This is a genomic window from Marinobacter pelagius, assembly GCF_003315345.1.
Lineage (GTDB): Bacteria > Pseudomonadota > Gammaproteobacteria > Pseudomonadales > Oleiphilaceae > Marinobacter > Marinobacter pelagius_A.
The window spans coordinates 113,045-139,509 of record NZ_QNRO01000006.1 but is presented as its reverse complement, the minus strand read 5'-3'; the positions used below and the strand labels follow the sequence as shown (position 1 = coordinate 139,509).

Annotated in this window: 25 protein-coding genes; 9 read left to right on the top strand and 16 right to left on the bottom strand. The window is 57.0% G+C overall.

Annotation, left to right across the window (positions count from 1 at the left end):
* Nucleotide 1 precedes the first annotated feature (1 nt).
* From hisC to purU, 5 genes are all read right to left on the bottom strand, one after another.
* A complete protein-coding gene (gene hisC, locus DET50_RS07730) occupies nucleotides 2-1,126 on the bottom strand; it encodes a histidinol-phosphate transaminase (RefSeq protein WP_113862291.1) in 1,125 nt (374 codons plus the stop codon).
* A 12-nt stretch (nucleotides 1,127-1,138) separates the two neighbouring features.
* Entirely contained in the window at nucleotides 1,139-2,236 is a 1,098-nt protein-coding gene (gene pheA / locus DET50_RS07725; protein ID WP_113862290.1) for a prephenate dehydratase, read from the bottom strand.
* A gap of 2 nt (nucleotides 2,237-2,238) precedes the next feature.
* On the bottom strand, nucleotides 2,239-3,321 hold the full coding sequence (gene serC, locus DET50_RS07720) for a 3-phosphoserine/phosphohydroxythreonine transaminase (protein WP_113862289.1): 1,083 nt from the start codon (nucleotides 3,319-3,321) through the stop codon (nucleotides 2,239-2,241).
* On the bottom strand, nucleotides 3,318-5,885 hold the full coding sequence (gyrA, locus tag DET50_RS07715; protein WP_113862288.1) for a DNA gyrase subunit A: 2,568 nt from the start codon (nucleotides 5,883-5,885) through the stop codon (nucleotides 3,318-3,320). The genes serC and gyrA overlap by 4 nt, the downstream gene beginning before the upstream one ends.
* 126 nt (nucleotides 5,886-6,011) lie before the next feature.
* Complete coding sequence (gene purU / locus DET50_RS07710; protein ID WP_113862287.1) at nucleotides 6,012-6,866, bottom strand: formyltetrahydrofolate deformylase; 855 nt, start codon at nucleotides 6,864-6,866, stop codon at nucleotides 6,012-6,014.
* A 144-nt stretch (nucleotides 6,867-7,010) separates the two neighbouring features.
* On the opposite strand from purU, the gene ggt reads away from it, so the two are divergent.
* The 3 genes from ggt to ftsH are packed head-to-tail and all read left to right on the top strand — an operon-like array spanning nucleotide 7,011 to nucleotide 10,913.
* Nucleotides 7,011-8,714, top strand: coding sequence for a gamma-glutamyltransferase (ggt, locus tag DET50_RS07705; protein WP_113862286.1), 1,704 nt, complete (start codon nucleotides 7,011-7,013; stop codon nucleotides 8,712-8,714).
* A gap of 43 nt (nucleotides 8,715-8,757) precedes the next feature.
* Nucleotides 8,758-9,006 carry a YkoF family thiamine/hydroxymethylpyrimidine-binding protein gene (locus tag DET50_RS07700; RefSeq protein WP_092002801.1) on the top strand — a complete coding sequence of 83 codons (249 nt, stop codon included), beginning with the start codon at nucleotides 8,758-8,760 and terminating at the stop codon, nucleotides 9,004-9,006.
* The gene (ftsH, locus tag DET50_RS07695) at nucleotides 9,003-10,913 is read left to right on the top strand and encodes an ATP-dependent zinc metalloprotease FtsH (protein ID WP_113862285.1); all 1,911 of its coding nucleotides are present in this window, start codon (nucleotides 9,003-9,005) and stop codon (nucleotides 10,911-10,913) included. The genes DET50_RS07700 and ftsH overlap by 4 nt, the downstream gene beginning before the upstream one ends.
* A gap of 9 nt (nucleotides 10,914-10,922) precedes the next feature.
* Here the strand turns inward: ftsH and DET50_RS07690 are convergent, their stop codons facing one another.
* The 3 genes from DET50_RS07690 to DET50_RS07680 are packed head-to-tail and all read right to left on the bottom strand — an operon-like array spanning nucleotide 10,923 to nucleotide 14,942.
* Nucleotides 10,923-11,648, bottom strand: coding sequence for a ZIP family metal transporter (locus DET50_RS07690; RefSeq protein WP_113862284.1), 726 nt, complete (start codon nucleotides 11,646-11,648; stop codon nucleotides 10,923-10,925).
* 32 nt (nucleotides 11,649-11,680) lie between these two features.
* Complete coding sequence (locus tag DET50_RS07685) at nucleotides 11,681-12,544, bottom strand: universal stress protein (RefSeq protein WP_113862283.1); 864 nt, start codon at nucleotides 12,542-12,544, stop codon at nucleotides 11,681-11,683.
* The gene (locus DET50_RS07680; RefSeq protein WP_113862282.1) at nucleotides 12,537-14,942 is read right to left on the bottom strand and encodes a Lon protease family protein; all 2,406 of its coding nucleotides are present in this window, start codon (nucleotides 14,940-14,942) and stop codon (nucleotides 12,537-12,539) included. The genes DET50_RS07685 and DET50_RS07680 overlap by 8 nt, the downstream gene beginning before the upstream one ends.
* Nucleotides 14,943-15,243: 301 nt before the next feature.
* On the opposite strand from DET50_RS07680, the gene DET50_RS07675 reads away from it, so the two are divergent.
* Entirely contained in the window at nucleotides 15,244-15,945 is a 702-nt protein-coding gene (locus DET50_RS07675) for a DUF2202 domain-containing protein (protein ID WP_113862281.1), read from the top strand.
* 72 nt (nucleotides 15,946-16,017) lie between these two features.
* On the opposite strand, the gene yghU is transcribed toward DET50_RS07675, so the two are convergent.
* The 4 genes from yghU to DET50_RS07655 all read right to left on the bottom strand — a co-directional run bounded on the left by yghU (nucleotide 16,018) and on the right by DET50_RS07655 (nucleotide 20,007).
* A complete protein-coding gene (gene yghU, locus DET50_RS07670) occupies nucleotides 16,018-16,893 on the bottom strand; it encodes a glutathione-dependent disulfide-bond oxidoreductase (protein WP_113862280.1) in 876 nt (291 codons plus the stop codon).
* A 91-nt stretch (nucleotides 16,894-16,984) separates the two neighbouring features.
* Nucleotides 16,985-18,100 (bottom strand): Glu/Leu/Phe/Val family dehydrogenase, encoded by a 1,116-nt coding sequence (locus DET50_RS07665; protein WP_113862279.1) that lies wholly within the window; start codon nucleotides 18,098-18,100, stop codon nucleotides 16,985-16,987.
* Nucleotides 18,101-18,203: 103 nt separating this feature from the next.
* A complete protein-coding gene (locus tag DET50_RS07660) occupies nucleotides 18,204-19,115 on the bottom strand; it encodes a homocysteine S-methyltransferase family protein (protein WP_113862278.1) in 912 nt (303 codons plus the stop codon).
* Nucleotides 19,116-19,158: 43 nt separating this feature from the next.
* Nucleotides 19,159-20,007, bottom strand: coding sequence for a sulfurtransferase (locus tag DET50_RS07655; RefSeq protein WP_113862277.1), 849 nt, complete (start codon nucleotides 20,005-20,007; stop codon nucleotides 19,159-19,161).
* 432 nt (nucleotides 20,008-20,439) lie between these two features.
* Between DET50_RS07655 and DET50_RS07645 the strand changes: the two genes are divergently transcribed.
* From DET50_RS07645 to DET50_RS07635, 3 genes are all read left to right on the top strand, one after another.
* Nucleotides 20,440-20,679, top strand: a complete 240-nt coding sequence (locus tag DET50_RS07645) for a type II toxin-antitoxin system ParD family antitoxin (protein WP_092002830.1) — start codon at nucleotides 20,440-20,442, stop codon at nucleotides 20,677-20,679.
* Nucleotides 20,679-20,975, top strand: coding sequence for a type II toxin-antitoxin system RelE/ParE family toxin (locus DET50_RS07640; RefSeq protein ID WP_113862275.1), 297 nt, complete (start codon nucleotides 20,679-20,681; stop codon nucleotides 20,973-20,975). Before DET50_RS07645 ends, DET50_RS07640 begins: the two co-directional genes overlap by 1 nt.
* Nucleotides 20,976-21,107: 132 nt before the next feature.
* Nucleotides 21,108-21,344 (top strand): addiction module protein, encoded by a 237-nt coding sequence (locus tag DET50_RS07635; protein ID WP_113862274.1) that lies wholly within the window; start codon nucleotides 21,108-21,110, stop codon nucleotides 21,342-21,344.
* Nucleotides 21,345-21,717: 373 nt separating this feature from the next.
* Here DET50_RS07635 and DET50_RS07625 read toward each other — a convergent pair whose 3' ends face one another.
* The 4 genes from DET50_RS07625 to DET50_RS07610 form a co-directional block, all read right to left on the bottom strand.
* On the bottom strand, nucleotides 21,718-22,302 hold the full coding sequence (locus DET50_RS07625; protein WP_113862273.1) for a hypothetical protein: 585 nt from the start codon (nucleotides 22,300-22,302) through the stop codon (nucleotides 21,718-21,720).
* A 41-nt stretch (nucleotides 22,303-22,343) separates the two neighbouring features.
* Entirely contained in the window at nucleotides 22,344-22,865 is a 522-nt protein-coding gene (locus tag DET50_RS07620) for a Z-ring associated ZapG family protein (RefSeq protein WP_113862272.1), read from the bottom strand.
* A 136-nt stretch (nucleotides 22,866-23,001) separates the two neighbouring features.
* Nucleotides 23,002-24,828 (bottom strand): DUF4209 domain-containing protein, encoded by a 1,827-nt coding sequence (locus DET50_RS07615; RefSeq protein WP_113862271.1) that lies wholly within the window; start codon nucleotides 24,826-24,828, stop codon nucleotides 23,002-23,004.
* A 130-nt stretch (nucleotides 24,829-24,958) separates the two neighbouring features.
* Nucleotides 24,959-25,408: a hypothetical protein gene (locus DET50_RS07610; protein WP_113862270.1), complete on the bottom strand. Its 450-nt coding sequence runs from the start codon at nucleotides 25,406-25,408 to the stop codon at nucleotides 24,959-24,961.
* Between the two features lie 332 nt (nucleotides 25,409-25,740).
* On the opposite strand from DET50_RS07610, the gene tnpA reads away from it, so the two are divergent.
* Together tnpA and tnpB are read left to right on the top strand one after the other, a co-directional pair.
* The gene (tnpA, locus tag DET50_RS07605; RefSeq protein WP_113862269.1) at nucleotides 25,741-26,106 is read left to right on the top strand and encodes an IS66-like element accessory protein TnpA; all 366 of its coding nucleotides are present in this window, start codon (nucleotides 25,741-25,743) and stop codon (nucleotides 26,104-26,106) included.
* Nucleotides 26,103-26,438, top strand: a complete 336-nt coding sequence (gene tnpB, locus DET50_RS07600; protein ID WP_113862268.1) for an IS66 family insertion sequence element accessory protein TnpB — start codon at nucleotides 26,103-26,105, stop codon at nucleotides 26,436-26,438. Before tnpA ends, tnpB begins: the two co-directional genes overlap by 4 nt.
* The last annotated feature ends 27 nt before the right edge of the window (nucleotides 26,439-26,465 follow it).

Below are 26,465 nucleotides of genomic sequence, written 5' to 3'. Positions count from 1 at the left end.
TTCAGCCACCCTCCCCGGCGGCACTCAGGGCCTCGGCAAGGGCGTCGAGGAAGCGTTCGTTTTCCCTGGCAAGGCCGACAGAAACCCGCAGGTGTTCCGGCATACCGTAACCGGCAATCGGCCGCACGATGACCCCGTGTTCAAGCAACGTGTGATATATCGCCAGGGCCTGCTCTCCGACTTCCACGGCGATGAAGTTTCCTGCGGAAGGTATGTAAGGCAGCCCCATTCGGTCAAAACCGTCCGCCAGCTGCCTCAGCCCTTCGGCATTCACCTCGCGGGAACGGTTCAGATAATCCTCGTCCCCCAGGACCGCAGTTGCCGCAGCCAACGCGACGGTATCCACGTTGAACGGCTGACGTACCCGATTGAGGATGTCCGCAATCGCAGGCGAACTGATGCTGTACCCCACCCGCAAGGCCGCAAGGCCCCAGGCCTTGGAGAAGGTGCGGCAGACGATCAGGTTGGGGAAACGCTCGAGCAGTTCAATGCCGTCGGGGTACTCGGTACCCGTCAGGTATTCACAATAGGCTTCATCCAGAACCACCAGCACATCTTCGGGAATCTTCGCCAGGAAGCCCTCGATCGCATCGGCGGTATGCACAGTACCAGTCGGGTTGTTCGGGTTGGCCACGAATACCAGGCGGGTACGCTCGGTCACGGCATCGGCCATGGCATCAAGATCATGCCCCCAATCCTTCGCCGGCACGGACACACCCTTGGCACCGATGGCCTGGGTCACCAGGGGATAAACCGCAAAGGCATACTGGGAGAACACCACTTCGGAATCCGCGTCGGCAAAGCAGCGGGCAACCACTTCCAGAACATCGTTCGAACCGTTGCCCAGGGTGATCTGATCCATGCCCACGCCGAAGCGCTCGGACAGCGCCTGCTTGAGATCAAAGCCGTTGCCATCCGGATACAGGCACATTTCAGACAGTGCTTTCCGGGCGGCAGCCAGCGCCTTTTCGCTGGGCCCCAACGGATTCTCGTTACTGGCCAGCTTGATGATCTCGGCAGGCTTCAGGCCCAGCTCCCGGGCCAGTTCCTCGATCGGTTTGCCCGGCTGGTAGGGAGACAAAGCCTGGACACCTTTAACCGCAAGACTCTGGTAATCGACTGCCATTCAAAGCCTCCTTTACAAAACGCCGATTGGGTAGGAACCGAGCCGCTTGAGCTCCACCGCCTCTTCGTCCACTTCGGCCAGCGCCTTTCGGATGGTCTCGTCCTCCATGTGGCCCTCGAAGTCGATGTAGAACACGTAGGCCCAGGTGCCACTGGGCGACGGCCGGGTTTCAATACGGGTCAGACTGATACCGTGACGGTGGAACGGCTCCAGCAACTGATACAGCGCGCCGGGCTTGTTGCGCATGGACACCAGGATGGAGGACTTGTCGTGACCACTGGCCGGCACTTCCTCCCGCCCGATGATCAGGAACCGGGTGGTATTGTCCGGACGATCCTCGATGCTGTTGGCCAGCTTCTCCAGGCCATACAGTTCCGCTGCCATATCCCCGGCAATAGCAGCCGTACCCGGCTCCTCGGCGGCCCGGCGCGCGGCTTCGGCGTTGCTGGACACGGTCACCCGCTCGATGCCGTAGCGATGGGTATCCAGCCACTGCCGGCACTGGGCAAAAGACTGCTGGTGGGAATAGATGCGTGTTATTTCCTGATCCTTGTGCTTCGGAGACACCAACAGGTGATGGTGAATCCGCAACTGCACCTCTCCGCAGATCTTCAGCGGCGATGACATGAACATGTCCAGGGTGTGGTTGATCATGCCTTCGGTGGAGTTCTCCACCGGCACCACCCCGTAGTGGGCTGCACCGGACTCCACCTCACGGAAGACGGCGTCGATGGCCGGTAAAGGGACACTGACAACGGAATGACCGAAATGCTTCAGCGCCGCCGCCTGGGTAAAGGTACCGATCGGCCCCAGGAAAGCGATGTGCATCGGCTTTTCCAGCGCCAGGCAAGCGGACATGATTTCACGGAACAGCCGCGCCATTTCCTCGGCGGGCAGCGGCCCCGGATTGTGCTCCTTGATACGACGCAGCACCTGGGCCTCGCGCTCGGGACGGTAGAAGAACACATCCTCGTCCGGATTCGCAGCCATCTTTACATGGGCCACTTCCTGGGCACAGCGGGCCCGGGCACTGATGAGGTCCATGATCTGCTGGTCAATACTGTCGATTTCGTCACGCAGTTCGCCCAGACGGGTCTTCTCGTCCGTCATGATCAGCCACGCTCCTTCGCAAATTCCGTCATGTACTGGATCAGTGCGTCAACACCCGCTTCGGGCATGGCGTTATAGATGCTGGCGCGCATCCCGCCCACGGAGCGATGGCCCTTGAGGTTCAGGAGCCTCCGGGCGTCCGCACCCTTGAGGAAGTCGTCATTCAGGGCATCGTCGGCCAGGGTGAATGGTACGTTCATCCAGGAGCGGAAGCGGGGCTCAATTGGGTTGGCGTAAAAATCGTTGGCGTCGATGAAGTCATACAGTTTCTTCGCCTTGCGATAGTTGATCTCGCCCATGGCCTTGACGCCTCCCTGCGCCTTCAGCCACTTGAAAACCAGTCCGGCCAGGTACCAGGAATAGGTCGCCGGGGTGTTGTACATGGAGCCATTGTCGGCGATGACCTGGTAATTCATCATCGTCGGCGTTTCCTTGCGGGCCTTGCCAAGCAGGTCCTTGCGGATGATGACCACCACCAGGCCGGACGGACCAATGTTCTTCTGGGCGCCAGCGTAGATCAGCCCATAGCGGGACACATCCACCGGCCGGGACAGCATGGTGGAGGACATGTCTGCCACCAGGGGCACATCTCCGCTGTCCGGTGTGAAATCGAATTCCAGGCCACCGATGGTCTCGTTCGGGGTGTAATGCAGGTAGGCGGCATCGGCATTGGTGGACCAGGTAGACTGTTCCGGCACGGTGGTAAAATCGCTGTCCTCGGAACTGGCCACCACGTTCACGTCACCGTAGCGTTTGGCCTCGGCAATCGCCTTTTTGGACCAGATCCCGGTGTTGACGTAATCCGCCGTGGTCTTGTCGCCGAGCAGGTTCAGGGGGATGGTGGAGAACTGGCTGGAAGCTCCACCTTGCATGAAGAGTACAGCGTAATCATCTGAAATTCCGGCCAATTCACGCAGGTCTTTCTCGGCAGTTTCGGCAATGGCCACGAACTCGTCGCTGCGGTGGCTCATTTCCATCACCGACATGCCGGTACCACGCCAGTCCAGCATTTCGTCCCGGGCCTGTTTCAGCACGGGCTCCGGCAAGGTAGCCGGCCCCGCGCAAAAGTTGAACGCCCTGCTCATTCTTCGCTTTCCTCGCCTTCTATCTCTTCATCATCGGATTCTGCAATCCGCTCCACGCCGACCAGACGCTCGTCTTCCTGGGACAGGCGGATCAGACGCACACCCTGAGTATTCCGACTCAGAACCGAAACCTCATCTGTGCGCGTGCGCACCAGGGTACCCTTATCGGAAATCAGCATCATTTCATCGCCATCAAACAGCTGGAGCGCGGTGACCAGGTCGCCGTTACGCTCGGAGCACTGCATAGCGATAACGCCCTGGCTGCCCCGACTGTAAGTGGGGAACTCGTCGATCGCGGTGCGCTTGCCATAGCCATGCTCACTGGCGGTCAGGATCACGCCGCCTTCTTCCGGGATGATCAGGGACACCACATGCTGGCCTTCCGGCATCCGGATACCGCGCACGCCACGGGCAGTCCGGCTCATGGGTCGCACCTGGTCCTCGGTGAAGCGCACTGCCTTGCCGGCGGTGGAGAACAGCATGACCTCGGCATCGCCCTTGGTGATGGCTGCGCCAACCAGGGTATCGCCCTCGTCCAGATTCAGGGCGATCAAACCATTGCTGCGCGGACGGGAGAAGTTCGGCAACGGGGTTTTCTTGACCACACCGTTAGAGGTGGCCATCAGCACAAACTGGTCTTCCGGGTAATCCTTCACCGGCAGGAAGGTCGTGATACGCTCACCTTCGTCCAGCGGCAGGATATTGACCATCGGCCGGCCCCGGGAGCCACGGCTGCCACGGGGAATCTCGAACACACGCAGCCAATAGACCTTGCCACGGTTGGAGAAGCACAGGATGGTGTCGTGGGAGTTGGCCACCAATAGTTTCTCGATGAAGTCTTCGTCCTTCATGGAGGTGGCGGCCTTGCCACGGCCACCGCGTCGCTGGGCCTGGTAATCTTCAACGGCCTGGGTCTTGGCGTAACCACCGTGGGAGATGGTGACCACCAGGTCCTCTTCGTCGATCAGGTCCGCGATGGTCAGGTCACGGCGGGAGCTGGTTATCTCGGTACGGCGGTCGTCGCCGTAGTCGTTCACAATCGCTTCCAGCTCTTCACGGATCACCTGCAACAGGCGCTCCGGATCGCCCAGGATGTCGAGTAGATCGGCGATCTTCTCGAGGATTTCCTTGTACTCGTTCTGCAGCTTCTCGGTTTCCAGACCGGTCAGGCGGTGCAGACGCAGGTCCAGAATGGCCTGGGCCTGTTCCGGTGACAGATGGTAAAGGCCTTCGCGCAGGCCGTAGATCTCTGGCAGGTCATCGGGGCGGCAGGCATCTTCGCCGGCACGCTCGAGCATGGCCAGCACATCACCCGGCGCCCAGCCCTTGTCCATCAGTTTTTCTTTGGCCTCGGCCGCAGTCGGGGACTGCTTGATCAGCTCAATGATCTCGTCGATGTTCGCCAGCGCAACGGTCAGGCCTTCGAGAATATGGCCGCGCTCACGGGCCTTGCGCAGTTCGTAGATGGTCCGGCGGGTCACCACCTCGCGGCGGTGGCGCAGGAACGCATCCAGCATTTCTTTCAGATTGAGGGTCTTGGGTTCGCCGTTGATCAGGGCAACCATGTTGATACCGAACACGGTTTCCAGCTGGGTGTGGGCGAACAGGTTGTTGATCACCACGTCGGCGTTCTCGCCACGACGCAGTTCGATCACAACTCGGATACCTTCCTTGTTGGATTCGTCCCGCAGCTCGGAAATACCTTCAACACGCTTTTCTTTCACCAGCTCGGCGATCTTCTCGATCAGACGGGCCTTGTTGAGCTGGTAAGGAAGCTCGGTGATGATGATGGATTCGCGACCGGTCTTCTTGTCCTGCTCGATCTCGTGGCGGGCGCGGATATAGATGCGGCCACGACCGGTGCGGTAGGCCTCGACGATGCCGGCGCGGCCGTTGATGATGCCCTGGGTCGGGAAATCCGGGCCGGGAATGTACTCCATGAGTTCATCCACGGTCAGATCGCCGTTATCAATCAGTGCCAGACAGCCGTTGACCACTTCGGTCAGGTTGTGGGGCGGGATATTGGTGGCCATGCCCACCGCAATACCGGAAGAGCCGTTCACCAGCAGGTTCGGGACCCGGGTTGGCAGCACATCGGGAATCCGCTCGGTGCCGTCGTAGTTGTCGACGTAATCAACGGTTTCCTTATCCAGATCTGCCAGCAGGGAGTGGGCAATCTTCTCCATGCGAATCTCGGTGTAACGCATGGCCGCCGCGTTATCGCCGTCAATGGAACCGAAGTTACCCTGACCATCCACCAGCGGGTAGCGCAGGGAGAACGGCTGGGCCATCCGCACGATGGTGTCATATACCGCAGAGTCACCGTGGGGGTGATATTTACCGATAACATCACCTACCACGCGGGCAGACTTCTTATAGGCCTTGTTCCAGTCATTGCCCAGCTCGGACATGGCGAACAGCACCCGACGGTGCACCGGCTTGAGGCCGTCACGCACATCCGGCAGTGCCCGGCCGACAATGACGCTCATGGCGTAATCGAGGTAGGACTGCTTCAACTCGTCTTCAATGTTTACCGGCAGGATCTCTTTGGCTAACTCACCCATCGAGAAAGGTTCCTTTGCGTTATCTGGAAGTCGTGCGGGAGCCGTTTCCGGGCCCCGTATTTATTCTTCAACAAGCCGCCAAGCATACCACAGTCCGCCCTATTCCGGGGCACTTGTGGCCAAGCCTTAACCAAACACCACGGTCTTGTTTTCGTAGGTAATCACCCGGTCTTCAACATGCGCCCGCAGGCCGCGCGCCAGCACGTTTTTCTCCACATCCTTGCCCAGGCGGACCATGTCTTCGATGGAATCGCTGTGATTGATGCGGATGACGTCCTGTTCGATGATCGGGCCCTCATCGAGGTCCTGGGTCACATAGTGGCATGTGGCCCCGATCAGCTTAACACCGCGGCTGTACGCCTGATGGTACGGGCGCGCACCGGCGAAGGACGGCAGGAAGCTGTGATGGATATTGATCACCTTGCCAGCGTACTTCTCGCACAACTCGGCCGGGAGGATCTGCATGTAGCGCGCCAGCACGACGACATCGGTCTCGTACTTCCCGAACAGTTCCTCGATGTGAGCGAAGGCCTCGGCCTTGTTCTCCTTGCTCACCGGCACGTGGTGATACGGGATTTCATGCCATTCGACCATGCGGCGCAAATCATCATGGTTGGAAATCACCGCGACGATCTCGGCATTCAGCTCCTTGCTGTGCCAGCGGTGCAGGAGATCCGCCAGACAGTGGGACTCCTTGCTGCACATCAGGATGACCCGCTTGGGCCGCGCGGAGTCGGCAATATGCCAGTTCATGTTGAACTCGCGGGCAATGGGCTCGAACGCGGCACGGAACTGGTCCAGCCCGAACGGGATGGACTCGGCCTTGATCTCGTGACGCATGAAGAACCAGCCGGTCTGGGTGTCCGAATGGTGGCTCGCCTCGGTAATCCAGCCATTGTAGGTGGACAGGAAATTACTCACCTTGGCAACGATTCCGACCCGATCCGGGCAGGAAATCACAAGACGATAGGTATGCTCCATGAAAGCCTTTCCTTAACTTGAATCCGGGAAAGCAGGTGCGACAGGGACCCCGGTGGAAAAACACAAGGCGGGCAATCGGTACGCACCATCAAAAATGACCGGCTATCATAGCCTATCTGAACGCCTAAAACGAGGAATGGACGCATGCGGATAATCGTGCTTTTACTGCTGATGACTTGCCTGCCCACGGTTTGGGCCCAGGCCATTCTTGAGGGTGAACGCTTCCACCCGGTCCAGGGCGAACATGGCATGGTGGCTACCAGCCACAGCCTCGCTACGGAGGTGGCGCTGGAGGTGCTCAAAGAGGGCGGCAATGCCGTTGATGCCGCCGTCACGGCGGGCTTTGCCCTGGCCGTCACCCAACCCCGTTCCGGCAATATCGGCGGCGGTGGTTTCATGCTGTTCTCGCCGGGTGATGGTAGTGCCCCCGAAGCCATCGACTACCGGGAGAAAGCACCCGCTGCCGCCAGCGAAACCATGTTCCAGGATGAAGACGGCAACGTGGTCACCAACCGCAGCCGCTTTACCCACCTGGCAGCCGGTGTACCCGGTACGGTCGCCGGTCTGGCGCTGGCCCTGGAGCGCCATGGCACCCTCAGCCTAAAAGACGCCCTGGCACCCGCGATCAAGCTCGCCCGGGACGGGTTTATCGTGCCACACCGGTTCACCGAAGGCCTGGAACAGGCCAAGGATCGGCTGCAGCGCTGGCCAGCGACCCTCGAGACCTTCTACAAGGAAGACGGCTCGGCCTGGCAGCCGGGTGAGCGCTTCCGCCAGCCGGAACTGGCCGCCACGCTCCAGCGGATTGCCGATAACGGCGTCGAGGGCTTCTACGAAGGCGAAACCGCTCGCCTCATTGCCGAGGAAATGCAGCGCAATGGCGGCCTGATCACCGAGCAGGACCTGCAGGACTACGAACCGGCCATCCGCAAGCCGGTCCATGGCACCTATCGCGGCCACGACATCTATTCCATGTCGCCACCCTCCTCCGGCGGCACTCACATCGTTCAGATCCTGAACATCCTGGAGGGCTACCCCATTTCCGACTGGGGCCATAACTCCGCCAGCACCATCCACCACATGGCCGAAGCCATGAAACTGGCCTACGCCGACCGCTCGCAATACCTGGGGGATACCGACTATGTTGAGGTTCCGCTCGCCGGCCTCACCAGCAAGGCCTATGCCGAGGGTCTGCGTGAGACCATCCAGCCGGACCAGGCCCGCCCCGCCACCGAAATAGGTCCCGGCGAGCCCGCGGCCTACGAAAGCCCCGAGACCACCCACTTTTCCGTGGTAGATCGCTGGGGCAACGCGGTTTCCAACACCTACACCATCAACTTCAGCTACGGCTCGGGCATCACCGTGGCCGGCGCCGGTTTCCTGCTCAACAACGAAATGGACGACTTCAGCGCCAAGCCCGGCGTGCCCAATGCCTACGGCCTGATCGGCGGCGAGGCCAACAAGGTGGAGCCCGGCAAGCGCATGCTCAGCTCCATGTCACCCACCATTGTCCGCAAGGACGGCAAGAACTTCCTGGTCACCGGCAGCCCCGGCGGCTCGAGGATCATTACCACCACGTTGCAGGTGGTAATGAACGTGATCGACCATAATATGAATATACAGACAGCGGTGAGCGTACCCCGGATCCACCATCAGTGGCTGCCGGACGAGATCCGCATTGAACAGGGCATCAGCCCCGATACAGTTCAACGACTTCAGGAAAAGGGCCACACGGTGGTAACCAAATCCGCCATGGGAGCCATCCAGAGCATACTAATCGGGCCAGATGGTACGCTGTATGGAGGCGCCGATCCGCGCCGGAGCACCTCATCGGCGATGGGGTATTGAACGAATCCGATTGACCCGGGTCACTGATCCGAAAGGAGGTACCATGTATCTTTCAGTACAGTTGAGCTGCTATCCGCTTAAGGATGACTACAAACAGCCGATATGGGATCTCATCGCCCGACTTGAACAATCCGGGCTGGAAGTGTATTCCGGACGTATGAGCACAGAAATCTTCGGGGAATACGATGAAGTCATGAAGGTACTCTCGGATACCATGAAGTGGTCATTCGAGACCTACGGCAAATCGGTATTCGTTGCAAAAATCATGGAGGGCGATCGGAGGCCCAGATGACAGCACCGCAGGGACCGGACCAGCAGAAACCGGGCGACAACAACCCGCAACCCGCGATTCCCAACCAGTTTGCCTTTCTCTGGTTGAGCGCCGCCATCTTCCTGATGGTGTTGTGGTTGCAGGACGGGGACCAGCCACGCCAGCAGGAGCTCGCCTATTCCGAGTTCAAGACCGCCGTGGCGGAACGCCAGGTTGCCGAAGTCACTCTGAAGTCCGAGTCGATCGTCGGCACCTTCAACGATCAGGGCATGACTGACTTCAGCGCCGAAAGCCAGGCCCGGCAACCGACTACCGGCTTCCACACGGTGCGGCCACCCATGGAAGACCCGGAGCTGCTACCCCTGCTTGAGCAGAACAATGTCACCATCCGGGCCACCAGTTCCGAGCTGCCCTGGTGGCAACAGCTGATCCAGGCATTCCTGCCGTGGATTCTGCTGCTGGCCCTGATGTTCTGGTTCTGGGGCGCAGCCCAGCGGCGGATGACCCAGGGCGGCGGTCTGTTCGATTACGCCAAATCCAAGGCCCGCCGGGCTCGCCCGGAAACCTCCCACACCACGCTGGACGATGTCGCCGGGATCGAATCCGCCAAGCGGGAGATCACCGAAATCATCGACTTCCTGAAAGCCCCGGAACGGTTCCGCAGGCTCGGCGCAGTGATGCCCAAGGGTGTACTGCTGGTCGGCCCGCCGGGCACCGGCAAGACCCTGCTGGCGCGGGCCATCGCCGGGGAAGCGGACGTACCGTTTTTCAGCATCAGCGCCTCGGAGTTCATCGAAATGTTTGTCGGCGTGGGCGCGGCCCGGGTCCGGGACATGTTCCAGACCGCCCGCAAAGAAGCCCCGGCGCTGATCTTTATTGACGAACTGGACGCGGTCGGCCGCTCCCGTGGCACCGGCCTGGGTGGCGGCCACGATGAACGGGAACAGACCCTGAACCAGATCCTCACAGAAATGGACGGCTTCGAGGAGCACGAAAACATTCTGGTGCTGGCCGCCACCAACCGGCCGGACGTACTGGACAGCGCCCTGCTCCGCCCCGGTCGTTTTGATCGCACCATTACCCTGGACCGCCCGCACAAGGACGCCCGGGAAGCCATCCTGAAGGTTCATGTCCGCAAGGTTCCGCTGGCCGACGACGTGAACCTGACCGACGTCGCCGCACGCACCATCGGGTTTTCCGGCGCCGACCTGAAGAACCTGGTGAACGAAGCCGCCCTGACCGCGGTCCGCGAAAACAAGGACAAGGTGGACGCCCAATGCTTCGACGAGGCCCGGGACCGCCTGATCCTGGGTGAGGAACGGGACGCCCGGCTGACACCGGAAGAGAAGCAGGCGGTGGCCTACCACGAGAGCGGCCACGCCATCATGGCCTATTTCATGCCGAAGGCGGACCCGCTCACGAAGATCACCATCATTCCCCACGGCATGGCCATGGGCGTGACCGAGCAGACCCCCAAGGAAGACCGCTACACCTACACCGAGAGCTACCTGAAAGACCGCATCAAGGTGATGCTCGGTGGCCGGTCGGCGGAGAAGATCGTCTATGGCGAAGTCAGTACCGGCGCCCAGAACGACCTCAAGGAAGCCACCAAGCTGTTGCGCAAGATGATCGGCCAATGGGGCATGAGCGAAAAGCTTGGTCCCATGGGGCTGAGCATCGGCGAGGAACACGTTTTTCTGGGTCGCGAAATGGGCGCTCCCAGGGAATTCAGTGAAAAGATGGCGGAAATGATCGACGGTGAAATCCAGTCCAAACTGCTTGAGATGGAGAAAGCCACCGTGGACTTTCTGAACGAACACCGTAATCACCTGGACGCGCTCGCCAAGGCGCTCCTGAAAAAAGAAACCCTCTCGGCAGAAGAAATCGAGGACATTCTCAGCAAGGAAAGTGCCCGCAAGATCGCCTGAGGCTGGCTCTCAGGCGTGCGCCACCAGCATCTCGCTGAACAGTGCAAGGCAGAACCCGAGCACGGCTCCGAGGGGCGGCCCCCAATGCCGCTCCAATCGGGACTGGGGCGCGATATCCTGAAAAATCAGATACAGGATCCCGCCGGACGCAAAGAGCATGATGCCGCCCAATATGGCCTGATGATCTGATAGCACGAAGTAACCGAGCAGGCCGGATATGGGCCCCGTCACGACCAGTGAACTCATGAATCCCAGCGTTTTCCGTGAGGTGTAGTCCGGCTGATCACAGAGTTCGCGGTAGGCATTGAACCCTTCCGGCAGGTTCTGCAGGGCAATCAATGCCGCCAGCAGTGCCGCCATGGCGGGGTTAACCACAATCAGCCCGCCCAGAGCCGTTGCTTCCGGAATGTAATCGAGCATCAAACCGGTCAACTGTGGTGCTTCCCGGCGCCGCAGACCCAGCACCCGCTCAATCCCGAAAAACAGCAGCCCACCCAACAAGATGATTGGGATGCTCCAAATCGACCCGTGCATGCTGGCACGCCCCTCTGGCACCAGCACCACCGCAACCGCCCCGAGCAGAATCCCCCCGCCAAAGGCGATCAGGAAATGGCGAAACTCCTGCTCAAGCCAGTTCGGCCTGATGTGCTCAAAGCTCGCCAGCAGGCCACCGGCGGGAATACAGGCACCCGCCGCTGCGGTCAGGACAACGATATAGACAACATCCAGAAACATCCGGCACCAACAATCTGAAAGGAATTTTTGAATCAGGGTGTTACGGTCACCGGAAGATTCAGTTCGACCAGTAGCTGATCGGCACCCTGTTCATCAAACACACTGCACTGACGGCTGACCACCAGCTCGGACGGGCGTTCCTGGCGAAGTATCCGGGCCACTTCGGCGGCACTGGCACGGGGAATAAGCCGAACCCGTGCGCCGGCGCCCCGGGCAATCAGCTGTTCCTCGATGGCCCTGACGACTTCCTGGCCACCCTCTCCATGGCTGCGAATCAGCACCGTCAAGGGCTGGTGATGGCGTCGTGCCTGTTCGATACCGACGGCCAGCGCCCGGTGGTTAGCGCCCTGGTCGTCGTTGAGGAGCACAACCACACCGTGGCCAGGGCGGCGCTGGATCTCGGCCCAGAGCAGCACATCCCCCGGAGCCTGACGAATCAGCCCCCGGGCAGTGGAGCCCAGCCGCGAGCCGGGTGTGGCCGACCACCCCGCACGCCCCATCACCACCAGATCATCCGGGCCTACCAGGCCGAGAACCTCCTCAATCACACTGCCCCGGCACAACTTCAGTGCCTGGCGCAGACCGCGGCTGGCCACCGCCCGCTGCAACGAACGGCGTGCCTGTTCCGCAAGCGAGCGCATGCGCATCTCGAGCATGGCCGAATCCAGTGGGCGTGAGGTGCCGGAGCTTGCGCCAATCTCCCGGGCAAAGTCAAAGCCCGAGCTGCGCAGCAGGTTCACTTCCTCGACAAACACACCGAGAATTTCGTGCCCCCGCAACGCAGCGATATCGGCGGCTGCTTCCAGCGCCGACAGGCTGAGCCGGGAGCCATCCAACAGCACAAGTACACGACCGGAACCGGGTTCGGCGGGGACGGATTCGGGCTGCTCAGTCATCGTTGTCCTTGCCTCCGTTGCCATTGCCGTTGTCCTTGTCATCGTCCCGCTTCTTGCCCACTTCCGCGAAGGCCACGAGGCGGTCCTGCACCTTCCGGTTGAAGCTGCCCTCCGGGTAGTCGCCATTTTCATCAGCAACACCCGCTTCCATCCCGGTCAGCAACTCGATTGCTTCATTGATATCCGAGATCGGATAGATGGTGAATTGACCCTCGCCCATGGCGTCCCTGACATCTTTTCTGAGCATCAGGTGCTCCACGTTGCTTTCCGGCAACAACACGCCCTGATTACCCAGGTTGCCGGAATTCCGGCAGACACTGAAAAAGCCCTCGATTTTCTCATTGACTCCGCCCACGGCCTGGACCTCGCCATGCTGGTTCATGGACCCGGTGACCGCAAAGTTCTGCCTCAGCGGCACCCCGGCAATGGCGGAAAGCAGGACACAGGTTTCCGCCACCGAGGCAGAATCCCCCTCCACACCACCATAGGACTGCTCGAAGGCCAGGCTCGCCGAGAGCGACAGCTCCCTCTCTCCGGCATAGCGGCTGGCCAGGAACCTGGACAGGATCATTACTGCCTTACTGTGGATCGGACCGCCCAGCTTGGCCTCCCGCTCGATATCCACGACCTGGCCCTTGCCCGGGCGGGCGGTGGCGGTAATCCGTGTGGGCTGGCCGAACATGGAGGCACCCAGCCGGAGCACGGACAGGCCATTCACCTGCCCCACTTCCTCACCTTCGGTGGCAATCTTTACGATGCCCCGGGTGATCTGCTCCATGCTGCGTTCACGCACCCGGCTGGCACGGTATTCGCGCTCATCAATTGCCTGCTGAATATGGTCGGCGGTGATGAGTTTTTCACCTGCCTGCCTGGCCCAGTGGTCCGCCTCGCTCATCAGATCCCTCAACACCCGATCATGGGCGGTAAGCTTGCGCTGGTCGCTGGCCAGTCGGCTGGCGTGTTCGATCAGACGGGCCACACCATCCCGGGACAAGGGTCGCGCTTTGACACCCCGGGCCATGGTGGCAATCATCCTGGCGTAGAGCTCGTAGCAGCCATCATCCCGATCAAGATCATCCTCAAAATCCGCTTCCACCTTGAACAGGTCCAGGAAATCCGGATCGTAATGGGACAGGAGGTAATACAGCATCCGGTCCCCAAGAATCACCACCTTGACCGACACCGGAATCGGCTCGGGCTGCAGGCTGGTGGTGCTCACCAGGCCGTATAGGCGCTCCAGGGATTCGATGCGGATTTCACCGGAGAACAGGATGCGCTTGAGGCTTTCCCAGGCCATGGGCTGGGTCAGGATGCGGCGGGCGTCGAGGATCAGGTAACCCCCGCTGGCCCGGTGCATGGCGCCTCCCTTGATCAGGGTGAAATCCGTATACAGCGTGCCCTGGCGCGCCCGGTGCTCGATCTGGCCGGTCAGGTGCTGGTGATTGGGCAGGTCTTCATAGATCACCGGAGCGCCCTGCGTCTCGGCGTTGTCCACCAGCAGATTCACTTTGTATCGCACCAACAGGCCGGCCGGTGGACCGCTTTCGCCATCCTGGAAGGCTTCGGCATGCTCGACCACGTCCTCCCTCACGGCGTCCAGATGCGCCACCACTTCGGGCAAGTGTGACCACTTCTCGCGCAATTCGCCCATGGGGCCACCAAGGGTAATCTGAACCATCTCTTCATTCAGGGCGTGTACCCGCTCGCGAACCTCCTTGCGCAGCCGGGGAATCTGCTGGATGGTCTGCTGGAGTTTTTTCTGAAGCTCCTCCACCTTGGATTCGACCAGCTGCTTTTCCTCATCAGAGAATTTCTTGTAGTCCTCGGGATCGATCACCTCCCCATCCCGCATGGGGGCAAAGGTAAATCCCGCCGGCGTGGTGATCATGGCAATGTTGTTGCGGTTGGCCTCTTCCTGGATATCGAACAGCCCCTGATGCTGGCGCTTGGCCATCTCCTCCTGGAGCTCCTGAATCCGGGACTGGTATTCCTCACTCTCGAACGTCGCCGGGATGGCCGTGCGCAGCTCGTCGGTAAAATCATTCATGTCCTTACGGAACTCGCGGCCCTGGCCGGCAGGAAAATGCAGCGCCTTGGGGCGGTCAGCGTTCTTGAAGTTGTAGACATGGCACCAGTCCGGCGGAACTTCCTTTTCGCCCGCATGCCTGCCCAGAAAGCGCTCCACCAACTCCTGCTTTCCGGCTCCCGAGGGCCCCAGCACGAAGAGGTTGAATCCCCGGCCTTCCATGCTGGCGCCGAACTCCAGCGCGCGCAGCACCCGCTCCTGGCCGCAAGGCAGTTCGAGATCCTCCAGGGTTTCCGTGGTCTCGAAATCCAGTTTTTCCGGCGGGCAGCGGTGATAAACCTGATCAATGTTCAGCGGTGCGGGTACTGTCATCAACTACTCCTTCAGGCGAGTCGCACTTCATTAATTCGTGATCACGAGTGACTCAAAGGATAGACCACGACCAAGGGTTGGTCAGTGAGTGGAAATCAGAATAGGAATAAAAACGGAAAGGGACTGGCTAAGGCTGAAAATATCAAGGTGCGACAATTTGACGCATTTTTCGGCGGCGATAGATACTTTTACCTACATTTTATTGCAATAAATTTAAGAAATTGGGCGAACTTTTTCAATCGCCAGGCGTCTTAAGTAGTGAATTCGGGTTTTCCTATTACCTGTTCAAGAGAGGTTACCTATGAACACGAAACCCTTTATCACCGCTACCCTTATCGGCTCCATGTTTGCGAGCAGTGTTGCCCTGGCTGCCGGAGGGCCTGGCTACGGCAAGCAGAGCATGATGCTGGCCGAAGCAACAGAAACTTCTTCAACAGAAGCAACATCTTCAACCGATACCGTCGTTGTGGATGACAGCGACCTGACCGAGATCGAAACTGACGATCTCAAGTACATGCGGGAAGAGGAGAAACTGGCCCGGGATGTTTACCTCACCCTCGACCAGTCCTGGGGAAAGCAAACCCAGGTCTTCGCGAAGATTGCCCTGTCTGAGGAAACCCACACCAGCACCGTTGACTACCTGCTGGACAAGTTTGGCGTGGAAGACCCGGTGGTAAACGACACCATTGGCGTGTTCACCAATGAAGAGCTTCAGGCGCTTTATAACGAGCTCGTTGCCAAGGGTAAGACCTCCTTTATCAACGCCCTTTATGTCGGCGCACTGATTGAAGAAAAGGACATGCGGGACATCCTGGCAGCCATCAACCAGACCGATGAGCGCCCGATCATCCTGGCCTACTCCAACCTGCTCGACGGTTCCAAGAGCCATCTGCGGGCTTTCGTCAAGGTGATCGAGGCCCAGGGTCTGACCTACGAGGCACAGCTTCTCGATCCCGAGGAAGTGGAACTGATCCTCGAGGATAATAGCGCCGTCGAGGAGTAAAACCCTCTGTAACGAACAAGGGCAGCCAAATGGCTGCCCTTGTTGTTTCTGGCCTCACTCGAAGCGGGACGATTACCCTTCCTTGCCTTCCAGCTTGTCCTGGGTCCTGAGCTCAAAGTCACTGGCATCATGGCGTTCATGCAACTGGGAGGACAGATCCCCCCAGGTCTTGTTGACCATCCGGCCACGCTTCACCGCCGGGCGCTGAGCGATCTCATCGGTCCAACGCACCACGTTCTTGTAGGTGTGAGCCTCCAGGAACTCCGCGGCTTCGTACACCATGTTCTTCACCAGCGCGCCATACCAGGGCCAGATGGCCATATCGGCGATGGTGTATTCGTCACCGGCGATGTACTGGTTGTCCGCCAGCTGGCGATCCAGCACATCCAGCTGCCGCTTTACTTCCATAGTGTAGCGGTTGATCGGGTATTCATACTTCTCCGGCGCGTAGGCGTAGAAGTGACCAAAGCCCCCACCGAGGAAAGGTGCGCTGCCCATCTGCCAGAACAGCCAGTTCAGGGTCTCGGTCCGCTTGGCGAGATCCTTCGGCAGGAATTCACCGAACTTCTCCGCCAGATATAACAGGATGGAACCGGACTCGAAGACCCGGATGGCGGGATCGACACTGTGGTCCATCATGGCCGGAATCTTGGAGTTGGGGTTCACTTTCACGAATCCGCTTCCGAACTGATCGCCTTCGGTGATCTGAATCAACCAGGCATCATACTCGGCTCCCTTGTGACCCTTTTCCAACAGTTCCTCGAGCATCACCGTGGCTTTCACGCCGTTCGGTGTGGCCAGGGAATACAGCTGGATCGGATGCTTGCCGACCGGCAACTCCTTGTCATGGGTGGGGCCGGCGATCGGGCGGTTGATATTGGCAAACCGGCCACCGTTACCCGGATCCCATTTCCATACTTTGGGAGGCGTGTACGTTGGGTCGCTCATCTGGGGACATCTCCGTTTGGTGCGTGAGTAGATTTTCCCGACTTTACCGGAAAATCACTTTGACGGTGAAGGTTTACGACAGGAAGTCTATCTAGACCATACCACCCCAGCGGCGTGTGGCCATGGCCTTGCGAACCCGCTCTTTTGCGATTTTCACCGCGGCGGTACGGGGCAACACCCGGTCTTCCGTGGCTGCCTGCAACACCTGCGTGGTGTTATGGGTCAGCTTTTCGGCGATAGCGTCGAAGGCAGCGGTCTGGGTGGCACCGTGGTATTCCATGGCGGCACAGATCACGCCACCGGCATTGGCGACAAAATCAGGCAACACAAGCACACCACGTTGATGGAGAAGCTCCTCGGCACCACTGGTCAGCGGGATATTGGCGCCCTCGGCAACCAGGCGGGCTCGCAGGCGATCTGCATTCTGTTCGGTCACCACATCCGGCCGCGCCGCGGGAATCCAGATATCGCACTCGATATCAATGATTTCCTCCGGGCCACTGGCCTGGCCATCGCGGCACTCCCCCACGGATTTACCTTCCGCTTTCAGCCGGAAAAGCGCATCCGGATCCAGACCTTGCGGCCGGTAAATGGTGCCTCGCGAATCCGATGCCGCGACAATCACCGCGCCCTCAGCGGTCAGGAACCGGGCAGCGTGATACCCCACCGAGCCAAAGCCCTGGACGGCAACCCGGGCACCCTTCAGGTCCAGGTCACAGAACGGCAGCGCCGCCTTCACCGCATGCGCCAGACCCCAGCCAGTAGCACCCAGCTGGTCCAGCGGAATCCCGCCCAGCTCCCGGGGCAATCCTACGGAACGGCCAATCTCATCGTGGACCCAGGCCATGCACTGCTCATTCGTGCCCATATCCGGCCCGGCAATGTACTGGGTTTCCGACCCAATAGCCGTGGCAAAGGCCCGGATCAGCTGCTCCTTCTCGGATGCCGGCATTTTCGGATCGGCAAAAATCACGGATTTGCCACCCCCATGGGGCAAGCCGGCCATGGCGTTCTTCAGGGTCATTGCCCGTGCCAGGCGCGCGCACTCAGTCAGCGACACATCCGGTGCCATCCGCACACCCCCGATAGAGGGCCCGGCAGCCACATTATCCACGACCAGAATACCCTTCAGCCCCACTTTCGGAACATGGACATGAATGACTTTTGCCGGCCCGAGATCATCGGCGAGATTGAAAACAGTCGTCATGCAGCCTCCTTTACCCGTTGTTTCCAGTTGAGTATAGATAGTGGATCTGCATGTCGCCGCCGGCTGGGAACCGGAATCCTCACGGGCGGCATGGCCGGGCATATCAGCCTGGCATGTGCTTTATCAGGTATTGCAGATGTTCAACACTGGTTCCACAACATCCCCCAAGTATCTTCACCCCATAGGATTTGTTGAGCGTAAGCATCAGCTGCCCCCACTCAACCACATCGTCGGCCTGTAATTGCCCCGCCTTTTCCAGCTCGCAGTGATCCAGTGATGAAGCATTGGCCTGATAGCCGATCAATCGATTGAAAATATCCCCCGGTTGCTGTTCCGGGCACAGGAAAGACGGATGAGCACAATTAACCATGTAGCCAAGAGGTGGCCGGCTCGTACCGGAATCAATGAGATCAATGGCAGCCTTCAAACTGGAACCATCCAGAACGCGGCCGTCCCTGGAGATGACGAAACTGATAATGTACGGAACGCCTGTCACCTCCATGGCCCTTGCTATACCCAACGCCTCCTGAATATTCGGCAGCGTTTCCGCAATCAGGAAATCGACGCCTCCGCCGGTGAGTTGCTGGATTTGCCATGCATGAAACTGCTCGGCCTTTGAAGCGGATAGCCCTTCATCTGGCTGATAGCAATCGTTCTTGCATCCGATCATTCCACCAATTTTCACAAGCGCGTCGCCATAGCCTTCTGAGTCGCGAAGTTCCCGCATATAGGAAACCGCGTCCAGATTGACGGCATGGTTGACACCGGACTCATACACCCTGGCCTGATTCGCTCGCCAGGTAGGTGTGCAAACAAGAATTGGCAAGTGTGCACTCTGCGCCAGCCTCATATACTCCAGGTAGATGGCGCTCATGATCTCCCGGGCAGCAGGGTTATAAATCAACGGCGCATTCACGAGCGTCCCGTGAAGGCGCACCGTCCCAGAACGCCGCAACTGCTCTACGATGGCCGCTTCCATCAATATCAACGGATTGTTTTCCAGGAATTTCTTCATTCTCGGTTAACCTGGTGCGATATCGGATCATTTACTCAGTGTGCTACGCCACCGGCAGCGACTCATTGCTGCCCCAATCGGCCCAGGAGCCGTCATACAGGGATAGCCGGTTATACCCCGCCAGCTCAGCCGCCAGCAGAACGATGCAGGCGGTGATACCGGAACCACAGGAAAACACCAGTCGGTGCTCTTTATCGGATTGGCGGGAGGGAACGAGGTTGGAAAATATATCCGCCAGCCGGGTCGCCGGCTTGAAGCGATAGCCATTCAATACCTCGGTAAACGGCAGATTGAGGGAATTGGGGATGTGGCCACCGCGCACACCAGGCCGGGGTTCTGGCGCTTGTGCCAGAAAACGCGCCTGTGATCGCGCATCGATGACCAGTACGCGCTCGTCCTCCAGATGCTGGAAAACGTAGGCGGAATCCCGAACCAGGCCCTGGTCTAGCTTGCCCACCACGCTGCCAGGCGTGGCCGCCTCTGAAACCGGAGCAGAAACGGTGTCCCGGCCTTCGGCCAACCACTGCGGCAGGCCACCATCCAGAACACACACTTGTTTGAGACCCATAGCCCGTAGAATCCACCAGGCCCGGGGTGCCGAGTAGATGCCCTGGTTGTCATACAGCACCACCAGACTTTCGGGCGTAATGCCCAGCCGGCGGGCCTCCTCCGTAAACTGCACTTCCGTCGGGAAGGCATGAATTTGGGAAGATCCGGTATCGCAGAGCGTTCCTTCCAGATCGATCTTGTAGCTACCCGGGATAAACACAGGGCGGTCATAAACGATCGGCGCCTTGCCAACGACATTGACCATACTCGCGTCGACCAATAGCAAACGTTCGTTATTCAGGTTGTCTTGCAGCCAGTCGGTAGTCACGAGGGGGGAAGGCATGGTGTTCTCCGGTCTGAAACAGAAATAAATGCCACACTCATTGGCAAATTTGGAGCAGCGCAACGACCATTGGGTATGGCCACGTTCGTTCGCAATATCCCCTCAAGGGTTGCCGCTGATCAAACGTTCACGAACGCATTTCCGATCCCTATGGCAACGAGACTGGCAAAAAGCAGCAACGTGATTCCCGCGGGAACGATTGTAGCAAGCACGGAATTAGCAATAACAGAAAAGAACAGAAGCAATCCGAGCGTAACCACGACCACGCACCAGAATTTGCGTTCTTTGGCTGTAGGTTTCATTGGGCATTGGCCCTACCAACGACAGACGCTACGATCATTAGGCCACCAATCAGGCGCTTGTCGCGTGGATTGCATTGTCATGCCACCTGGACCAAAATATACCAATTATTGGTACTAGCGAGGTGGCATCATGCAAAAGAACACCAGCATCACTCTAGGCCAACATTTTGATGCGTTCATTGCGGAACAACTCAAAAATGGCCGATACAGCTCAACCAGCGAAGTTGTTCGTGCAGGATTGCGCCTGCTTGAAGAGTCCGAAACCCGCCTGACTGCTCTCCGCAAACTGCTTAAGGAAGGCGAGGACAGTGGTTTTGAAGACTACTCCTATGACTCGTTCATTCGCGAACTGGACAACGAAGAGCGCTGATGCTGAATTTCAAGCTTTCCAGGAAGGCCAAAGCTGACCTCAAATCGATTGCAGTTTACACGGAGCGTGAATGGGACCGGGATCAGCGAAACCACTACATTTTTCAGTTCGACCAGTGCTTCCACCTACTGGGTGAAAATCCGAACCTGGGGCAATCCTGCGAGGAGATCAGCCCGGGGTACCGACAGTACCCCCAAGGAAGCCACATCATCTTTTATCGAGTAGCCAACGACGGTGTTGTTGAAGTTATCCGTATTCTGCACAAACGAATGTTGCCAGAAGGGCATCTGCTTTAAGGCATAACGCCTGCAGCATGCGTGCCCGTGAAATGGAGCCGAAGGCGAAATGTAGTGGGCGTCGCCGTGACTGGCCTTGTTAGGGCCTTTGAATAGGGATAGCATAATCGTATCGCCATTCTCGGAGGCACCATGACTACCGAAACATTAGACCACCTACGTTCCCAGATTTCGACTCTCTCCGAATCGGAACGTGCAGCGCTGGCTCGCGAGATCATAATGAGCCTGGACGGCCCTCGCGACGACTCTGTCGAGCAGGCTTGGAATGATGAAATTGTTCGTCGTGTTTCCAAGGTCAAGAGCGGAAAAGCCACGCTGCTGAGCCGTGAAGAATTCCGATCAAAGATGCGAGCGAGGTTAGGCCAGTAACAGTGCGAACGGTAAGGATACTGGAAGAAGCCTCGCAGGAAGCAATAGAGGCAGCAGCATAGTACGAATATGAGCAGGCTGGACTTGGAGCTGAGTTTTTCGCTGCCATTGATGTGATTGAAGAAAACTTTATCCCCTTATCACCTCTCCCCGAAGAAGCTGGCGATACCGGTGCAAAACGTCTAATCCTTGACCGATTCCCGTACGACATAGTTGCGATTGAGTTGCCGGAAGAAACTGTCGTAATTGCCGTTGCCCACCACTCTCGCAAGCCTGGCTATTGGCTGGGACGTGGTAAGCCCTAACGCCAGTGGTAATGGGCGCCGACGGAGCGCAGCGTAGTTGGCGTCCTGTTGACCACCTTGTTATATTTTTAATTGTTCTGCGAATTCTGCTTTGTGTGGTATTCGAGAATTTCAGGAAAATTTTCAGCCAGTTCGTCCTTGGAACGAGAAATTTGCAAGTATAGATTATCACCATATTCTTTTACTGTTTCTTCTACGCGTCCCTGCATCCCATTTTTACTACCAGTCAACATTGTGCTACCAAATTTATAAGTTACTGGTGCAAATGTGGTTTTACCGTCTTCCATTTCTTGTGCGTAAGGCACTGCAACATTGGCGAAAAATACAAGACTCGCTTCGACATGAACTGCACATGAATAGTTGTTTGTACCAAATCCCAGTGCTGTAATTTTTACCACATTCGGGAAAAATGATTTTTCTGATGAAATGGAGAACCCGTTTTGTCGGAGAGCTAACTCCATCTTGTCTTTCATTTTCGAGGGCTGGGGAAGACAGCCATCCGAAACTTGGTCACTATATTCGATAAAAAAATTATCCCTTAAGGCGATTAGGCTGCCCATTCCTCCATCAAAAAGTAGAGAGGAACTTTCGTCCGCCGAAGCCAAGTTTGGAACGGAAAGCATCAGAACTAAAAAGTAGAAATAGTTTTTCATACTAACTCCCTGTTTCGCGCTTCTCTCTATATAACAGCTAATTATGCATTTTCCTGATTTCTATGATAAATGTCTTCAGGTTGTCCTTTGAGATAACTATCAATTAAGTGCGAAATCACATCATAATTCGTAATAATGTCTCGAACCTTCCCCTTGTAAGCTTCTGAGACGTTCTCCATGACGCCTGCTTGATGATCTGTTCTGAATGACTCCTCAAGCGACGACATTATTTCATCGACTGCCAAAAGATTTCCGTAAATGTGTCTGACGTTGTCTCGCTCGATGGGGCTGAGTTTTGGCACTAAATTGGCCATGTAGTTGGAATACGCGAGTGAAGCAAACGGGACGCTTTTGCCGGGAAGAAAATGGCCTTTTTCAAGTGCTTCGAGAATTTTCTCTGCTATTTCTCTCTTTTGCCGTATCTGAAACTTATTTGCTTCTAGCTCATCATTCAGAGCCTTTAGATAGGTCGAAAGCTGGCAGTACCGCTTGAGGAACGACACTACTTCGTTCAATAGGAACCCAACGAAAACACCAATTAAGGCTACGCCCCACTCAGGCATTCCTTATCTCCCTAGTCAATCCGGCTGCATAACGCCCGCCATCACCGGTGGCAAAGCCATAGCGAAGCGAAGGTTTTGACATCCGGTGCATGGTTTGGTTATGCGGATCTATCATTCTCTGGCCATGCGCGCGATGCTAGTCGGCTTTGATGCCGCCAAGCACAATTGAACGAAGGACTAACCTGAGAACCATCCACCACGCGTAAATAGCAGCTAAAGAGGAGGATGCATTATCGTCCAGTAGCCCGTGTGCAGTTTCATTACGGAGGTTAAAGCCCAGAGCCTCAGTGAAGATACTTCTTATTTCAAAAGACAGGTCTTCACCGAATACCTGAACAGCTTCCGGAGAATCCATCAGCGTACTCAGTCCATTCTCATTTTCTATTCCATCTTTATCAATCGTGCTTGTATGGAAACCAGATTCCTTCAGCTGTGTCCGAACGATGTGCTCAACCTGAGGGCAAAGCAAGTAGATCGCAGCACCAAACTCGTATTCGAAGCCTTGCCATAACGCATCACCTAAGAGTTTCTCTCGATCTTTTGGAACAATGGGGGATTGATAGCACGAAGCTATGAGCAAGTCCTTTGTAAACCTGTGCTCCATAAGCAACTGTCCCAGTGCAGGCAGTATTTGACCTTGCACTACAAGCTGTACCTCAAAAGAAAATTGCTGTTGGACCTGCCTTTTCAAAACAGCCTGATTTGCCGGATCGTCCTCACCCGCGGTCAAGTTCATGGGAGGGGTCTTCGCAACAACGCGGCCATCACTACTCATATGGTTTGAGCCTGATAGACTACTAAATATGCATTCCTGCATACTTTCTTTTGCGCTAGACGCCAATTCTTGATATTTGGGACCATTGAACAAGCCGCTAAAATACATCAAGGCGTCCCCCGGACTGTCTTTCCCGGCAACATGCGCCATTGATGACTTTGAAATCTCGGATATATCTACCCCAGGCGTTTCTAACACGTCCATTTCCTCTAGTGTAGCTCGACCTGATTCTTTGATTTTACTTCGTATTATTGAGATTCTGTTATCGACATCGTAGCCTTCTCTATGTTTGTTCGGGATTCGACGGTATGCCTGTATTGCATTTTCATAGAAAGAATTGGCAGCCATGTTACTACCATGCGACCTCGAATCAGCTTCCAGCTCAAAACAGTCGGCTATCGCTATCAGTGCTTCCAGCCAGCCTTGCTCCGCAGAGCACTGCTGATACTTCTTTGCTGCCAATTCAAAATATGATCTCGAAGAATGGAAATCCCCATCACGTTTTAATTCGAGCGCTTTTTCATTCAGCGATGAAGCTATATCTTCTTTAAAATCTCTATCAATTTTTAGCTGATCCAGTAAATCCGCGACCCATAACGCCATGAACTTACTTCTTGGATGCTCGGAGCAGAACACTGAGAACAAGCCATTTTTTATATTATCTAGCCGGTCATAATCTTTGATTTGCATGCATAAACGAGCAGCCCGTTCCCATGCATTTCTTACATCGCGATGCCAAGTTTCCGAATCAATCGGATTCGCAATATACGAATCTACTGCAATTTTTGCATGTTCTGGGTTCTTCGGTTTTCTTAGCAGCCAAAGTAGATCCGCCAGCCTCGCTCTTAACCATGGCTCATCGATATCGTTTAGAATGGTGTCGAAGAAAATTAATTCTTCCTCGGTAAAGTCTTCAGGCTGAGAAGACCGCCTTCCTGCCTGAAAGTCTTGGAAGCGTGCGGTGAAGGGCTCATTGAGACTACTCGGTCTCAGCATCATTGAAGCTGCTCGCGACAGCACTTCTAGGACTTTAGCGTGCTCTGGCTTCCCCGCTTCCTCCATTGCCTTTGCAGATTTCTGCAGACAACTCATAACTGAAGAGTATCCATAGTGGTTTTCCGGGGATACGTCATAACTCCAGTCGCATTCCATAAAGATTTCACGAGTTAACTTTACTGCAGTATCCATACGTTCCTTTCCGTTTAGAACTCAAAGCCTACTCTCTTAGAGCCTCATAACGCTTGCAGCATGCGCGCCCTTGGAATGGAGCCGAAGGCGCAATGTAGTAGGCGTCACCGTGCCTGCACTGGTTAGAAGATCACTTGCCACGAGCTTCGTCAATGAGCTGCTGAATGTGTGTATCAAGCTGGCCAGCAGCCTCATCAATCCGAGCTCGCAAGACTTTCGTCTGACTCATAAAATCACAATATCGCTTTAGGGCTTCGTGAGGGTCAGCTTGCTGGCGAACGGTATTCAATCGATCACGCCAGGATACTACAGGGTCTGATGTGACTGGCCACTTGTAGTTCTGAGCAATCCATTCGACGTAAGACCCTACGTATTTAGCTGTACACCCGTTATTCCTCGCAAACTCTTTTGCTTCTTCGGTAAATGCGAACGGCCACGCCTGCACATCCACAATAACTTGGTCCCTGGTGCGCCTCTCAGGTGCATCATTAGCCAAGAAATCGATCATTTCGTTCGTTGCCTCGATTGAGGACTCCATATCTGCTGCAAGATCCTGAATAAGATCAAAATCCAGTGACATTGCGACTTCTTTTAACCGGAGAGACGCGCTTTGGAGAACATCCTTGTGGTCCCGCATCTTGATGTCGCCGATGTACTTGCGAGCTCGATGAGAGTATCTGTCTTGACTAGACCATGCCCAGAAACGGGGCTCGTAACATAGTAAGAGGTCGCACGCGTTAATGAAGTAGAAAACTGCTAGCGAATGAAGAATGCCTTCGTGTCGTAGTCCTTGGTGGTAGGCAGTATTTCGAAAGCGATGTAGATTCAGCGTAACCGTCCGGTAATCCCATCTTGAGCCTGGCGTTGCCGCCGTCAGGATAGTGTCCACTTATTTTCTAGTGGACACTTAACATGAACGAAGTAAGCGTAACCAAGCCCTACCAACGCCGTCGCCGGTTTTCCCGGGAATTCAAAGCCCAGATTGTCGCCAAATGCCTGGAACCCGGTGCCTCTGTTTCCCGGATCTCGCTGGATAACGGTCTCAACGCCAACATGGTCCGGCGCTGGATGAGTGAAGCGCAGCGAGCGGATAAAACACCGGGATTTGTACCGGTCAAACTGCCAGCGGCAACCTCAGCGCCGAGCCACCAATCGGTCTCCGGCAAGCGTAGCACCATCCGCATCGAGATTCCCCGCGCCGGTGGTGTGGTTGTGGTGGAGTGGCCGGCGGAGCAGGCGCACCAGTGCATCGCTTTGCTGCGGGACCTGTTGGGATGATCCGCATTGACGAGATCTGGCTGGCCACCGAACCACTGGATATGCGGGCCGGGCCCGACAAGGCCCTGGCCCGGGTTATTCAGGTGTTCGGTTCGGCCAGGCCCAATTGCGCCTACCTGTTCGCCAACAAACGGGGCAACCGGATGAAGGTGCTCATCCACGATGGACTGGGCATCTGGCTCTGTGCCCGTCGGCTGAACCGGGGTAAATTCCATTGGGGCGAATCCTGGCGCGGTGACCAATTACGCCTGACTGAGGAACAGCTGTCCGCCCTGGTTCAGGGCTTGCCCTGGCAGCGCATTGGCGCGGAAGGCGTTATCTCCATCCTGTAACCACAAGTGCCGTGATGCCGCTATAGC

Excerpts from the sequence above, each read along its gene's own strand:
- hisC (WP_113862291.1), bottom strand. The coding sequence starts at position 1,126 with ATGGCAGTCGATTACCAGAGTCTTGCGGTTAAAGGTGTCCAGGCTTTG.
- pheA (WP_113862290.1), bottom strand. The coding sequence starts at position 2,236 with ATGACGGACGAGAAGACCCGTCTGGGCGAACTGCGTGACGAAATCGAC.
- serC (WP_113862289.1), bottom strand. The coding sequence starts at position 3,321 with ATGAGCAGGGCGTTCAACTTTTGCGCGGGGCCGGCTACCTTGCCGGAG.
- gyrA (WP_113862288.1), bottom strand. The coding sequence starts at position 5,885 with ATGGGTGAGTTAGCCAAAGAGATCCTGCCGGTAAACATTGAAGACGAG.
- purU (WP_113862287.1), bottom strand. The coding sequence starts at position 6,866 with ATGGAGCATACCTATCGTCTTGTGATTTCCTGCCCGGATCGGGTCGGA.
- ggt (WP_113862286.1), top strand. The coding sequence starts at position 7,011 with ATGCGGATAATCGTGCTTTTACTGCTGATGACTTGCCTGCCCACGGTT.
- DET50_RS07700 (WP_092002801.1), top strand. The coding sequence starts at position 8,758 with ATGTATCTTTCAGTACAGTTGAGCTGCTATCCGCTTAAGGATGACTAC.
- ftsH (WP_113862285.1), top strand. The coding sequence starts at position 9,003 with ATGACAGCACCGCAGGGACCGGACCAGCAGAAACCGGGCGACAACAAC.
- DET50_RS07690 (WP_113862284.1), bottom strand. The coding sequence starts at position 11,648 with ATGTTTCTGGATGTTGTCTATATCGTTGTCCTGACCGCAGCGGCGGGT.
- DET50_RS07685 (WP_113862283.1), bottom strand. The coding sequence starts at position 12,544 with ATGACTGAGCAGCCCGAATCCGTCCCCGCCGAACCCGGTTCCGGTCGT.
- DET50_RS07680 (WP_113862282.1), bottom strand. The coding sequence starts at position 14,942 with ATGACAGTACCCGCACCGCTGAACATTGATCAGGTTTATCACCGCTGC.
- DET50_RS07675 (WP_113862281.1), top strand. The coding sequence starts at position 15,244 with ATGAACACGAAACCCTTTATCACCGCTACCCTTATCGGCTCCATGTTT.
- yghU (WP_113862280.1), bottom strand. The coding sequence starts at position 16,893 with ATGAGCGACCCAACGTACACGCCTCCCAAAGTATGGAAATGGGATCCG.
- DET50_RS07665 (WP_113862279.1), bottom strand. The coding sequence starts at position 18,100 with ATGACGACTGTTTTCAATCTCGCCGATGATCTCGGGCCGGCAAAAGTC.
- DET50_RS07660 (WP_113862278.1), bottom strand. The coding sequence starts at position 19,115 with ATGAAGAAATTCCTGGAAAACAATCCGTTGATATTGATGGAAGCGGCC.
- DET50_RS07655 (WP_113862277.1), bottom strand. The coding sequence starts at position 20,007 with ATGCCTTCCCCCCTCGTGACTACCGACTGGCTGCAAGACAACCTGAAT.
- DET50_RS07645 (WP_092002830.1), top strand. The coding sequence starts at position 20,440 with ATGCAAAAGAACACCAGCATCACTCTAGGCCAACATTTTGATGCGTTC.
- DET50_RS07640 (WP_113862275.1), top strand. The coding sequence starts at position 20,679 with ATGCTGAATTTCAAGCTTTCCAGGAAGGCCAAAGCTGACCTCAAATCG.
- DET50_RS07635 (WP_113862274.1), top strand. The coding sequence starts at position 21,108 with ATGACTACCGAAACATTAGACCACCTACGTTCCCAGATTTCGACTCTC.
- DET50_RS07625 (WP_113862273.1), bottom strand. The coding sequence starts at position 22,302 with ATGAAAAACTATTTCTACTTTTTAGTTCTGATGCTTTCCGTTCCAAAC.
- DET50_RS07620 (WP_113862272.1), bottom strand. The coding sequence starts at position 22,865 with ATGCCTGAGTGGGGCGTAGCCTTAATTGGTGTTTTCGTTGGGTTCCTA.
- DET50_RS07615 (WP_113862271.1), bottom strand. The coding sequence starts at position 24,828 with ATGGATACTGCAGTAAAGTTAACTCGTGAAATCTTTATGGAATGCGAC.
- DET50_RS07610 (WP_113862270.1), bottom strand. The coding sequence starts at position 25,408 with ATGTCACTGGATTTTGATCTTATTCAGGATCTTGCAGCAGATATGGAG.
- tnpA (WP_113862269.1), top strand. The coding sequence starts at position 25,741 with ATGAACGAAGTAAGCGTAACCAAGCCCTACCAACGCCGTCGCCGGTTT.
- tnpB (WP_113862268.1), top strand. The coding sequence starts at position 26,103 with ATGATCCGCATTGACGAGATCTGGCTGGCCACCGAACCACTGGATATG.